Genomic DNA, 13,088 nt, shown 5'->3' with positions numbered 1-13,088 from the left:
TTTATAGGAAACGCTTTCATTTTTTTATAATTTATGCTATAATAGACATATCATATAATATATTAAGGAGTGGTTAGATGGCTCAAAATAAAATGTTAGCTATGATTCTTGCTGGTGGACGTGGAACACGTCTAGAAGGGTTGACAAAAAAAGTCGCCAAACCAGCGGTCGCATTTGGCGGAAAGTACCGCATTATTGACTTTCCTCTCAGTAACTGTGCCAACTCAGGTATTGATATTGTCGGAGTTTTGACTCAGTATGAGCCTGTTCTCTTGAACTCATACGTTGCACAGTCTCAACGTTGGGGGCTTGATGTACAAGGATCTGGCGTCTTTGTATTACCACCGAGTGAAAAAATCGAAGGTTTCGGACTTTACAAAGGTACAGCTGACGCTATTACACAGAACATTGATTTCATTGATCTTCACGATCCAGAATACGTATTGATTTTGTCTGGCGACCACATCTATAAGATGAACTACGACAAACTCCTTGATACACATATTCAGAAAAAAGCAGATGCTACGATTGCGGTTATCGAAGTTCCAATCAAAGAAGCTTCACGTTTTGGTATCATGAATACGGACGAAGATTACCGTATTGAAGAATTTGAAGAAAAACCAGAAAATCCTAAGAGCAATTTAGCATCAATGGGTATCTATATCTTCACTTGGAAGACCTTGAAAAAGTACCTTCAAGAAGATGACAAATTGGACACTTCATCTCACGATTTTGGGCACGACATCATTCCGAAATACTTAGAAGATGGCCGCACTCTCATTGCCCATCCATTCCGTGGTTATTGGAAAGACGTAGGTACCGTTAACAGCCTCTGGGAATCCAATATGGACTTGATTGATCACGCTGGAGATTTGGACCTTTCTGACCGCTCATGGAGAATCTACTCAGAAGACAAGGGCTCACCTGCTCAGGTGATTGGTGCGACTGCAACTGTTAAATCTGCCTATATTGATAAAGGGGCAGTTATTGATGGTACAGTAGAACATTCTGTTATTTCAACAGATGTACAGGTCAACCAAAATGCCGTAGTAAAAAATTCTGTCGTCCTGCCTGGTGCTATTATCGGCGAAGGTGTTGAACTTGACTACGTCATCGTCGCTGAAAATATTAAAATTGCCGACGGAGTTAAACTCACAGGAGACATCGACCATATCCTCTTGATTGACAAGAATGTGACCAAGTAAGAAAGGACTGCTATGCTAAGAAATACTCTCGGAATTGTAAATATTGAAGGAAACAACGTACATTTTGGTGACGTGATGAAGCACCGTGGCGTACAAGCTTTCGGTTTCTTAGGTCGTTATCGCCTAATTGACTTTGCTCTATCCAATATGTCAAACTCTGGAATTACAGAATTCCAAGTATACATGCCTGCCGAAATGCGTTCAACAATTCAGCACGTTGGTACAGGGAAACACTATAATATCAACAGCAAACGCGGTACCCTTCGCTTGCTCAATAGCGCAACAGACCCAAATAGTGTCTATCGTCACGATATTAATGCCTTCACAGAAAACATCCACTACATCGAAAAGTCTACAAAAGATTATGTGCTAGTTGCTCCATCTTACTTCATCTATAGCCAGGATTTTTCAAAAGTCATGGATGACCATATTGCAACGGATGCTGATATTACTGTTCTTTATAAAAACGTTTCAGATGCTAAAGAAAATTTCATCGGCTGCCAAACTCTCAAATTTGGTGAAGACCGTCGTGTCGTAGCTTTTGAAGAAAACCACGGTAAATATAAAAACCGTCCCGTTTCCCTTGAAGCCTACATTATGAAACGGACTACATTTATCGACTTGATTAAACGTGCTAACAAAGTGTCGTCTCTCTACTGGTTAAAAGATATTTTACGTGATACAGTTGACCAGTACAAGATTATGGGCTATGCACATCGTGATTATGTCGCATGTATCAATACGACAGCTTCCTACTTCAATACTCAAATTGAATTGATTGACCAAGATACCCGCAAACTCCTCTTCAAACATGATTGGCCAATCCATACCCAAACAAGTGATAGCTCACCATGTTTGTATGGTCCATTGGCAGAGGTCAAACGTAGCCTAATTTCAAATGGAGCGAATATCAATGGTCAAGTCGAAAATTCAGTCATTGACCGCGATGTTATCATTGAAGAAGGTGTTGTTATCAAAAACTCAATCATTCTCAATGGCGTGACAATCAAGAGTGGGGCGAATATTGAAAATGCAATTATCGATAAAGCAACTAAAATTATTCACCCAATTGACATCAAGGGAAGCGAAACTTCGCCTTCATACTTGAAACCACACCAAATCATTTAGGAGCTAACATGACAAAAAAATCTGTTCTCTTTGTAGCATCTGAAGGACTTCCATTCATCAAGACTGGTGGTTTGGCCGATGTAATCGGTTCCTTACCTAAAGAATTGGTAAAACAGGGGTTGGACGTCCGAGTGGTACTTCCTCTCTATAAGAAAATTGCTATCAATAACCATGCTGATTTCGATTACGTATCAAGTTTTGATGTGCGGGCTGGCGACATCCAATCTATGGCAAATGTTTACAGTCAGGTTGTTGATGGAGTGACATTCTATTTTATTGAGCACCGCGATTTCTTTGAACGCGATGAACTATATGGATATGACGATGATGCCATGCGTTTTGGCTATTTCCAACATGCTACATGTCGTCTGTTAGAAGCACTTCATTTCTTCCCGGATGTCATGCACACACATGACTGGCACACTGCTGCCCTTCCATTCCTTTGCCGTACTTTCTATAGCTACCGCGAAGAATTCCGCAATATCAAGCATGTATTCACTATTCATAACTTGGCTTTTCAAGGTATTTTCCACAAACAAGCACTTTGGTCAGCGCTTGGCATGGACTATAGCTACTATTTGGATGGCATTGCACGTTTTCATGATGAATGTATCAGCTTCATGAAGCTTGGTATCCTATACGCTGACAAGGTTACTACAGTTTCTGAAACTTATGCTCGCGAAATCCTAACGGAAGAATTCGGCGAAAACATGCAGCATGTACTAGAGTTGCGCAAATATGACTTGGTTGGTATTGTCAATGGTATCGACTATGACAGTTGGGATAGCCAAACAGACCAATACCTTGTGAGAAATTATAGTCTTGAAACGATTGGAAGTAAAAAGGCTAATAAACTGGCCCTGCAAGCACAATTTGCCCTTCCACAAGATGAGAATGTCCTATTGATAGGTATCGTCTCTCGTTTGACATGGCAAAAAGGGTTCTACCTCTTGACCGAGGTACTTGGCCATCTTCTTCAAGCCCATGTCCAATTTGTTATCTTAGGCAATGGTGAGGAAGACATTGAAAATGCCTTTAATCACTTTAAACATGCTTATCCTGATAAATTTGCATTCTACCGTGGTTACAATGAACCACTTGCCCATCAAATTTATGCAGCAAGTGATCTCTTCCTCATGCCTTCTATGTTTGAACCATGCGGCATTAGCCAGTTGATTTCAATGCACTACGGAACACTCCCTCTAGTGCGTGAAACAGGTGGCTTGGTTGATACTGTAGCACCATACAATATGTCTACCAAAGAAGGAACTGGTTTTAGCTTTGGAGGGCGTGACGCTTACAATATGCGACAAGTCTATGATTTAGCCCTTCAAACCTACTATGACCGTCCCGATGACTGGTATGCCATGGTTGAACAAGCTATGAAGCGTGATTTTAGTTGGACAGCTTCGGCAGAGAAATACATCTGGCTCTACCGTGAAATTAGTGGTTAGGAAATAAGATGAAAAAATAAACTGAATCGGAGTGCGACCAAGGTCCACTCCTTTTCAACAAGGAGATTGCTATGACAGAATTTACTGACCTAGATTTATATTATATGAATGCTGGTGAGCATACCACTCTTTACGAAAAAATGGGTGCTCACATTATAAAAGAACGAAACAAAATTATCGGAACCCAATTTCGTGTCTATGCCCCAAATGCCAGAGAAGTATTCTTAGTTGGCAACTTTAACGAGTGGCAACGCAGTCACTCTATGGAGCGTGAAATTGATGGAGTGTTTCAACTTTATGTAGACGGATTAAAATCCCTTGAAGATTATAAATACCTGATTATCACACACGATGGGCGTGAAATATATAAGGCTGACCCTTATGCATTTTTCAGCCAAGTTCGTCCAGACACTGCCTCTACAACCTACAATTCGCGTTATAAATTCAAAGATGACATCTGGATGTATAATCGTGTTAACTATGATTTTAAAGAACAGCCAGTATCCATCTACGAGGTTCACTTAGGTTCGTGGAAGCAAAAATTTGCTAATAAAAATGAAGGAGGAGCTCCTGTAGAAGCTTTCAATAGTTATAAGGAAATTACTCCACTTCTCATCGAACATATTAGGGAAAATAACTACACACATATTGAATTATTGCCAATTACCGAGCATCCTCTCGATGCGTCTTGGGGCTATCAGGTAACAGGCTACTACAGTCCAACCAGTCGCTATGGCAAGCCAGATGAACTTAAGTATTTAGTTGACCAATGTCACCAAGCAGGAATCGGAGTGATCCTTGACTGGGTACCACTTCATTTCTGTAAAGATGCTCATGGGCTCTACCAGTTTGATGGTAGTTGGCTATACGAATACTCCTACGAACAAGACCGTGAAAACCACCAGTGGGGGACTGCTAATTTTGACCTTGGAAAAGGACTGACTCGTTCTTTCCTTCTTTCTAATTTAAAATACTGGTTGGAATATTTCCATTTTGATGGCATCCGTGTTGATGCACTATCTTATCTCCTCTATTGGCGTGGTGAAACAGATGAGGATAAGATAAATCATGCCGCAATTGACTTTATCAAACGTGTCAATGCCATGGTCCATACCGACTATAAGGGAGTCTTGATGATTGCTGAAGACTCTTCAAGCTTCCCTAAAGTCACACATTCTCTAGAAGATGGCGGTATTGGATTTGATATGAAATGGGATCTGGGCTGGATGAATGATACACTAAAATTCGTGGAACGCCCTTCTATTTATCGAAAATATCACTCAAATGAAATCACTTTTGGTATGTACTATAACCAAAACGAGCAATTCTTACTACCACTTTCGCACGACGAAGTTGTTCATGGGAAGCACTCCATTATCGAGAAGATGAATGGCGACTACGAAGACAAGTTCCATCTAGCTCGAGTCTACTACAGCTTTTACTTCGCCCATCCTGGAAAGAAATTACTCTTCATGGGAAATGAATGGGGTCATATCCGTGAATGGCACGAATATACAGAAATGGACTGGGGACTGCTACAATTTCCAATCCACCATTCTTTCTATCAAATGATGAAAACACTATCTACTTTCTATAAAGAACATGATGCTTTCTGGAAATATGATTACCAAGCCTATGAAAAAGGATTTAATTGGGTAAAAATAGATGAAGAAGCAAGCCTGTATGCTTTTTCTCGCACTAGTGATGAGCAAGAAATCTTGACTATACATAACTTTAATGATCAAGAACTATTTGACGTACACTTGGATTTGCCAGCTGAGAGCGAATATAAACTTGTCTTCTCATCTAATGCTATTCCAATAGACACATTTAGCCTCTATCCCGATGAAAATGGAGCCAGAATTACTGTACCACGTTTGACCAGTTTTTATCTAGAGCGTGTGAAATAATTATCTATAAAAAATGGAGTATTGAACCGACCCCAATTTTCTGTCTAACTTTTGGGGTGTGACTCACTTACTCCATTCTTTTTTGCATGCAAAAGGGAGTGGGAAAGAACTCAACTAGTCAAAAAAGAGTTCGTCTTCCCACCCCCGCACAGTTGATTAGGTCAGATTTGGAGTGTGAAACACGAACAAATCTGCCAATCAACCACTGCGCTGAGATGTTGACACGAACTCTGAGAAGTGGCTTTGGACTTTTTGCCCAGCCTCTCGTTTCTCTTATTCAACACTTGTATATGTTGCAGCTTTCTCAAGGAAAGTATCAAACTCACCACTTGCTTTTACTTCTGCGATAACCTTGTCTATCGCAGTTTTTAGTTCTGTACTACCTTTTGGCAAAGCAATGACTTTCGAATTCTCATCAATCGTTGGAAATTCAACGGATGCAACGGCTAAATCTGAATTCTGTGAAACATAACCAGCAGCAACTGGAGAATCCATTAAAATAGCATCAACTTTTCCTGATTTGAGCTCATTTACAGCTTCACCCATCAAGGTTAAAGAAATTATGTTAGCTTGACTAATGTTTTCCTGTGCGTAGGATTCTTGTGTTGAACCCTTTTGTACCGCGAGAGTTTTCCCGCTCATAGCATCAATTGAAGTGAGTGAATTGGCGCTATCTTTTTTGATAAGTAATACATCAGAAATTTGATAGTAACTTTCAGAGAAATCAAAAACTTTTGCACGCTCTTCCGAATAAGATAGACCAGCAATTGCAATATCAGCTTTGCCATTTTGAACGCTAGACAATACATTGTCAAAACTCATTGCTGAAACTTCAAGCTTGACCCCAAGTTCGTCGGCTATTTTTTGAGCCAACATAATATCTGCACCAACAACTTCATTCTTTCCATCAACTAGTGCCTGAAACTCGAATGGAGCATAGTCTGGACTAGTTGCCACTACCAATGTTCCTTTTTCTTTAATTTTATCTAATGCAGATTGTGATGATGTCGAAGAACAAGCTGCCAATGTCAGTCCTGCTAAAACTGTTGCTGCTAATGCCAAGATTTTTTTCATATTTCCTAAATACCTTCTCTTTATTTTAATAAAATACTTATTCTAAAAAACACAAGCTTATTGATTTTCATTGTATTTTCTTGCAGTTTTTCAGAATGTATTCTCATTTTAATTTATTTTTATACATTTGTCAAGAAAATATTATTTTTATTCAATTTAATCGTATAAAATTTAATTGTTAGCAATGGATAATTCATAGGCTTCTTGAACAAATTGATCCATCTGTCCAGATTCCACTAGTTTTGTAATGACAGAGTCAACTTTTTCCTTTAAAGCTGTACTTCCTTTTGGCAAGGCAATAGCATAGGCATCTGAATAGCTACTTTTTATCTCAGTATCTAAAATAACCAAGTCATCATTTTTGGCAACATAGGCTTTCGCAATCGGCTCTTCAAAAATAACTGCTTCTAGCTTCTGTGATTTTAATTGATTAATCAGCTCGCCGTTCGAAGCTAGAGCAATAACCGTGGAAGACGGAAGCTGTTCTTTAACAATTTGTTCTTGAATAGAACCTTTTTGTGCTCCTATATTTGCCTCAGCTAGAGAATCAAGCGATGTATATTGTGCAAGATCCTCTTTATTTATAATAACTTTATTGGTTGAGGTGTAGTAAGGAATGGAAAAATCATACACTTTTGCACGCTCTTCAGTGGCTGAAATTCCTGAAATGGCAATATCCGATTGCCCTGACTGGACATTGTTCAAAACATTATCAAAACTCATCGCTGAAAATTCGACTTCTACACCCAATTCTTGACCAATGGATTTTGCAAGCTCAATGTCAGCTCCAACGATTGTATCTTTGCCATCAACCAGTGTTCTAAACTCAAATGGTGGAAATTCTGGATTCAATGCAACAATTAGTTTTCCCTTTTCCTGAACATCCTTCAAGGAAGTATCTTCTTGAGTAGCATTTCCACTACAAGCACTTAGGGTCATCGTTGCCAACAAAACCAATCCCGTCATAATATATTTTTTCATCATCATATTCTCCTTTAAAACAATCCTGTGCATACTTATACCGTTTTTTATATAAAACATCGGACTTTCATTATAGTAAAATGCATATTTTTTCTCCTTTTTTGAAAGATAAAAACATTTTACGTCATTTTTATACATTTGTCAACTAGTTTGTTGTATTTTTATTCAAACAGCATAAAAAAGAAGCTATTTCTAGCTTCTACCTAAAATTTATATCCCACTCTCCATCGTCATTTTTTCTAGTATAAAAGAACTCGGACAAATCTGGCTCATCCATGACTTTCAGTATTTCTAGCAAATCATAGGCCAAATCCATCTGAGGCAGGTCCGACTTCTCGACCCAACGCACCTCGCCTTCTTCAGTTGATCGGATAGTTCCTGTAAACTCTGTTGCCTTATAGAGAAATACAATGTAACGATGCCCTTCCTTATCCGGCCAATGTTTAAGACCAACCAAGCGAGCATCAGTGACTGTTAAACCCGTTTCTTCTTGCACTTCTCTAACAACCGAATCATGGAAATTCTCGCCTTCTTCAATATGTCCCTCTTGTGTCAAGCTACTGACACTATTTATTTACTAGATTTCACACTAATTATATCACAAAGCAACCTATCGAGAAAGAGACTTGATAGGATTCAAGTCTCTTCCTCAACTATTTATAGATAACTGTAAAAAAGCCAAGACAATCAACCACAACTTTGTCAACGTGTGCAACTACAATTTCTTTGCTTAACTTCTTGTCAGTTGGTAACTGAACACAGTTCGCTTCTTTCATCTGTTCTTCCAAAGCCTGAACAGATTTATCCACTTCCTTTTTCTTGGCAATATAATCTTCTCTGGTCAACAGGCTATCCTTGTAGTCCTGAAAGCAGGCAAGTTTTTCTGTCTTCAAACGTTCAATTTCACGAAGAACAAGGGTCTTAGATACCTTTTGATGAGGTTTTACTGCTTCATCTCCTAGTTTCCCTTTGATTGCTTGTTCAATCCTATCCACTCGACAAGACTTCATTTTTTCTCCCTGCCCCTTACAATAACGACAGGAAAAATATTGGTAACCTTGATGGTTGTAATGTCCAATCAAAGAATGATCACAATGCTCACAACGAATCAGACCTGTCAATACAGATGATGTTTTAGGTATCTGATGCTGTTTTCTTTTAGTGGCTTTTGATCCTTTTAATTGGACAACTTGTTCAAATAGTTCTGATGAAATAATCGCTTCGTGATTGTTCTCAATCCGCTCCCACTCTGATTTTGGTCTGAAAACATGCTTCCCCCTTACATACGTCCGAGTATTAAAAAGATAAGTTCCCTTATGGGCTTCATTCTTTAAAATTTGACCAACGGTAGTGCTACTCCAAACATTTCGTTTTTGCTCAGTTGTTAAACGGAGTGACTTTGCGTAACGTGCCTGACTGATTTGCATCTTTCGTTCTGCTGGAGTAATGACTTGTTCTTCATTCAGGAGTCGAGCAATTGTTTGGTAACTATTACCATCAAGGTACAAGGCGAAAATCCGTCGAACAATTGGTGCAACTGTCTCGTCAATAATAATCTTGAAACGGTCCTCTGGATCCTTGAGATAACCAAACGGCGGCAACCAGCTCATGTTTTTGCCCGAGCGTTTCATGCTGTTCATCGCACTCTTGATCTTTTCAGAAACATCCTTAGCATAAAATTCATTAAGCAAATTCTTAAAGGGAACGTCAATCTCAACACCATTATTCTCTGATGTCAGGCTATCATATTGGTCATTTAGAGCAATGAACCTCACTCCTAGAAAGGGGAATATATTTTCCAGGTAGTTTCCTAACTCCAGATAATCACGCATAAATCGTGAGAGGTCTTTAACAATAACATGACGAATCTCGCCAGATTTTACCTTTGTCATCAATCGTTGAAAAGCAGGACGATTGACGGTTGTCCCTGAGAAACCGTCATCCACAAATTCTTCTCGCTGAAAGTTTTGAAAGTCAGATGAATTATCTAGATAATGATGAAGCAAGTATCTTTGATTGACAATGGAAATACTCTCATCCGTTCCAGCCTCATCGACAGATAATCTAAGATATAAAGCTACTTTAGACATTGACTGCACCTCCCAGCTGACAGCGAAAAGTAATCGTTACTTGTTTATTTACGTCAACTTCGATGCGTTCGATAATTGCCTGTAATAGTTCCGAGGTTAGAGTCTCTGTTCCTTGGCATTGAGTTAGCGATTTTACCCAACTTATCTGCTTCTGATGTTCTTCTTCCAGTTGCCCAATAGCCACCTCACAATGTCTTATTTCCTGCGAAAGTGTCTCAATTTGAGCTTCCTTTTCAGATTTTTGAGTGAGATAGGTTGCTTTTTCAGTCCGTACCAAACTATATGAAGCATATAAGTCACTTATTTCTTCTAGTAATCGCAAGATAGCTTGTTGGTGTTGCCTTACTTGCCTATAATAAACCTTAATACAATCATCTTTTTTTGTTTTCAACTTAGACAGTAGCTGCTCAGCTATTCCTAAACGTTCGATTTCTGCTTGAAGCAACTCTGAGATTATTCTATCTAAAGCTATCTCACTAATATAAACTGTCTGTTTTTCAGATATTTGAGGGTCATAGACATGGTCCGTGAAGTAATAATAATCATAGTCAGATTTCTGATTTGAAAAGTGACGACAATAGCGATACATTTGCTTAGAATTTCCTTGAGCGTAAATCAATCCCTTGTATCGATTAGGCCTCTTCGGCTGTAGCCTTTTTTTAATACTCCGTCTGCTGTGAAGATAGGTAACGATTTTATCATATTCTTCTCGAGTGATATAAGCTTCATGAGCGTATTCAAATCGAATATAATCCGTCTCCGTAAGAGTTTTATTGGATTTACGCTGCACAAGATGTCCCTGATAAACAGGACTTTGGATTAAACGAAGGATAGTCGAATTTCTCCACTCTGTTCGATCATCTTCACTACGATATAGTTGTCCAGTTCGCCTATATACGGTTGGAACTGCAACTCTAGCTTTATTGAGATATGCCGTTACTTTACTAATGGATTTTCCCTGAACTAAAATGTCGAAAGCTATTCTTAAAATCGGCTTTACAAGAGGGTCTATCATCAGTTTGACACCATGCTCTTGTTTGTCCAACTGATACCCATACGGAGCAAAACTTCCAATATAGTAGCCACGGCTAGCATGATAAATATGACTCGCAGTCACTTTCTTTGAAATATCTTTAGAATAAAGGTCGTTAACCAAATTCTTAATTTCTACCTCAAACGACTTCTTTTCTTCAAGTCCGTTAAGGGTATCAAGGTTATCATTGATAGAGATGAAACGAACACCCAAGAAGGGGAAAACTTTATCAATAAGACGACCCATTTCGATATAATCTCTACCCAGGCGTGATAAGTCACGAATCAGAATACAATTGATATGACCTTTTTTAATGTCCTCCATCATTTCTTGAAAGGCAGGGCGGTTAAACTTCGTGCCTGAATACTCATAATCAGTATATGCCTTGACAACCATTAAGCCCTTATCTTTGGCGAATGTTCTCGCTAAGCTTTCTTGTGTCTCTAATGACTGTGATTTATTTCTCCAAGTTTCTGTTCTTTCCTTAGATAATCTAATGTAAATACCAGTTCGATAGATTGTAACCTGAGTAGTCTTTGTTTCTTCTGTACGATAGCGATTCTTCGTGCGAGCCATCAAACCGCCTCCGTTTCCGATTGAGAAAACTGTTGGAGAATATCCATCTCTTTTATATCATGAAAGACCAGCGTAATCTCGTGGTCTTCTCCAATATTAATCCGATCTAAGAGGGAAACCAATGTCAAGCGGTTTAAGCAGTCTGTGTCTCTCAACTCACTTAATTGCTTCAACCAAGCTTCCCTATCTTGGAGTTTATGATAGAGTTCCTGAGCTAATTCTTTTTTAAGAGCAATGGTTTCTTCAACCTGCTTCAGCTTTTGGCGATAATGTCTCTGAAATTCCTGATACTCCAACTCATTGATAAGACCATCATCTAGGTCCATATACAGGGATTGGATTAATAGCTCATACTTCTTTCGTTCGGTCACAAGTCCTGTAAAGTCAATTTCAAGAAAAGGTTCTTGTGAAAGATAATGAGGGATACGTTCAATCAGATAGGACTTCCACTCCAGGTGTTGAGCTATCAAGGTTGAAATGACTTCCAGTAGGCTGTCGTCCTTAATAGAATGACGACTACAACCTTTTCCCTTGTTGTATGTACTACAGATGTACTGAATGGTCTCTATTTTCTTGTAACGGACTTTTCGCTGTATCATCTGAGATTGACAGTCTTTACAAAAGAGTAATCCTGTAAATAAAGAAGGCTGCCCTTTTCCATTTTTGACATCTCTAAGTAATAAGCTATTGGCAATCTCAAAGGTGCTTTCAGATACAATACCTTCGTGTGTGTTCTCTACCCGCACCCAGTCATCTGGACTAACCTTTAGAGACTGTTTCGATTTGTAATTCAGTTTCGTATGTTTTCCCTGTTCTAAAGTCCCTGTATAAACTCTATTGACCAGAATACGATTAACCATTTTGGCATTCCACTGATTAGAATTACCATAAAATCCCTTGAAATTTTCGTGACAAGATTTCTTATATTGGAGTGGGGTTGCAATGCCAGCTTTATTGAGATAAGTGGCAATCCTATTGGAAGAATATCCTTCTAACTTGAGTGTAAAGATTTTTTCAATGATTGAACGAGCACTCTCATCCACTACTAGGTGGTTCCTCACGTTATCGTCTTTACGATAACCGTAAGGGGCAAAAGCTCCTATAAATTCTCCGTTCTGACGCTTAGCCTTCTGTGTGCTACGGACTTTCATAGAAATATCCCGACAGTAGCTATCATTGATAAGGCTTTTAATCGGCAGGACAAGATGTGTTTCATTGGTATCAGCAGTCAAACTATCATAATGATCATTGACCGAGATAAACCTAACACCAATAGAAGGGAAAATCCTTTGAATATACTTCCCAGTCTCAATATAGTCTCGCCCAAACCGAGACAGGTCTTTGACGATAATAGTATCTATCCTTTTCTCATTAACCATCGTCATCATACGGTTGAAATCCGGACGATTAAAGGTTAGGCCACTAATACCATCATCTACAAATTCTTCTAAGATGATAAGGTCATGCTTTTGGGCATAGTCTCGTAAAAGTGAACGCTGATTGACAATGGAGTTACTTTCAATATTATCTCCATCGTCTCGTGATAGGCGTAAATAAATACAGGTTTGTGTCATTGTCTTCTCCTTAATCGAATATTAGGTGCGGATCAATCAAGGATTGAAGTTCTACTATTCTAT

At 38.9% G+C, this 13,088-nt stretch carries 9 protein-coding genes and 1 pseudogene; 4 read left to right on the top strand and 6 right to left on the bottom strand.

The window, feature by feature from the left end:
• Positions 1-77 precede the first annotated feature (77 nt).
• The 4 genes from PHA78_RS05000 to glgB all read left to right on the top strand — a co-directional run bounded on the left by PHA78_RS05000 (position 78) and on the right by glgB (position 5,697).
• On the top strand, positions 78-1,205 hold the full coding sequence (locus PHA78_RS05000) for a glucose-1-phosphate adenylyltransferase (RefSeq protein WP_002935156.1): 1,128 nt from the start codon (positions 78-80) through the stop codon (positions 1,203-1,205).
• Positions 1,206-1,217: 12 nt separating this feature from the next.
• Entirely contained in the window at positions 1,218-2,333 is a 1,116-nt protein-coding gene (gene glgD, locus PHA78_RS04995) for a glucose-1-phosphate adenylyltransferase subunit GlgD (protein WP_002935157.1), read from the top strand.
• An 8-nt stretch (positions 2,334-2,341) separates the two neighbouring features.
• Positions 2,342-3,787 (top strand): glycogen synthase GlgA, encoded by a 1,446-nt coding sequence (gene glgA / locus PHA78_RS04990; RefSeq protein ID WP_029184779.1) that lies wholly within the window; start codon positions 2,342-2,344, stop codon positions 3,785-3,787.
• Positions 3,788-3,858: 71 nt separating this feature from the next.
• On the top strand, positions 3,859-5,697 hold the full coding sequence (glgB, locus tag PHA78_RS04985; RefSeq protein WP_029184780.1) for a 1,4-alpha-glucan branching protein GlgB: 1,839 nt from the start codon (positions 3,859-3,861) through the stop codon (positions 5,695-5,697).
• 273 nt (positions 5,698-5,970) lie between these two features.
• On the opposite strand, the gene PHA78_RS04980 is transcribed toward glgB, so the two are convergent.
• From PHA78_RS04980 to PHA78_RS04955, 6 genes and pseudogenes are all read right to left on the bottom strand, one after another.
• Positions 5,971-6,771, bottom strand: coding sequence for a transporter substrate-binding domain-containing protein (locus tag PHA78_RS04980; protein WP_024394614.1), 801 nt, complete (start codon positions 6,769-6,771; stop codon positions 5,971-5,973).
• 171 nt (positions 6,772-6,942) lie between these two features.
• The gene (locus PHA78_RS04975) at positions 6,943-7,752 is read right to left on the bottom strand and encodes a transporter substrate-binding domain-containing protein (protein ID WP_073259569.1); all 810 of its coding nucleotides are present in this window, start codon (positions 7,750-7,752) and stop codon (positions 6,943-6,945) included.
• Positions 7,753-7,951: 199 nt separating this feature from the next.
• A pseudogene (locus PHA78_RS04970) lies at positions 7,952-8,296 on the bottom strand (8-oxo-dGTP diphosphatase); the annotation flags it as partial.
• A 109-nt stretch (positions 8,297-8,405) separates the two neighbouring features.
• Positions 8,406-9,842, bottom strand: coding sequence for a recombinase family protein (locus PHA78_RS04965; protein ID WP_099806522.1), 1,437 nt, complete (start codon positions 9,840-9,842; stop codon positions 8,406-8,408).
• Positions 9,835-11,451 carry a recombinase family protein gene (locus tag PHA78_RS04960; protein ID WP_024375787.1) on the bottom strand — a complete coding sequence of 539 codons (1,617 nt, stop codon included), beginning with the start codon at positions 11,449-11,451 and terminating at the stop codon, positions 9,835-9,837. Before PHA78_RS04960 ends, PHA78_RS04965 begins: the two co-directional genes overlap by 8 nt.
• On the bottom strand, positions 11,451-13,025 hold the full coding sequence (locus tag PHA78_RS04955) for a recombinase family protein (RefSeq protein ID WP_024375788.1): 1,575 nt from the start codon (positions 13,023-13,025) through the stop codon (positions 11,451-11,453). Before PHA78_RS04955 ends, PHA78_RS04960 begins: the two co-directional genes overlap by 1 nt.
• Between the last annotated feature and the right edge of the window lie 63 nt (positions 13,026-13,088).

This window comes from Streptococcus sp. HN38 (assembly GCF_028335765.1).
Classification (GTDB): domain Bacteria; phylum Bacillota; class Bacilli; order Lactobacillales; family Streptococcaceae; genus Streptococcus; species Streptococcus suis_P.
This window is presented reverse-complemented; position numbering and strand designations above follow the sequence as displayed.